Raw genomic sequence first — 258 nt, 5'->3', positions numbered from 1 at the left:
CACGCCGGGCTCGACCTGATGTCGCAGACCGCGCTGCGCATCGGGATCGTGCTGGTCGGCGCGCGGATCACCGCCGAACAGCTCGCCCAGCTCGGGCCGCTGCCCTTTGCCTTGCTGGCCCTGATCATGCTCGCGGTCATCATCGTCACCGTCCAGAGCGCCCGGCTGTTCGGGCAGGATCGCCACGCTGCGCTTCTCGCGGGCGGCGCGACCGCGATCTGCGGCGCATCCGCCGCGCTCGCGCTTTACTCGCTGATC

1 protein-coding gene is annotated in these 258 nt (G+C 70.9%); it reads left to right on the top strand.

Annotation, left to right across the window (positions count from 1 at the left end):
• On the top strand, positions 1-258 hold a 258-nt coding region (locus A3E77_RS06350), incomplete at both ends, for a putative sulfate exporter family transporter (RefSeq protein ID WP_293644262.1).

Origin of the sequence: Sphingopyxis sp. RIFCSPHIGHO2_12_FULL_65_19, from assembly GCF_001830555.1 — a bacterium.
GTDB lineage: Bacteria > Pseudomonadota > Alphaproteobacteria > Sphingomonadales > Sphingomonadaceae > Sphingopyxis.
This window is presented reverse-complemented; position numbering and strand designations above follow the sequence as displayed.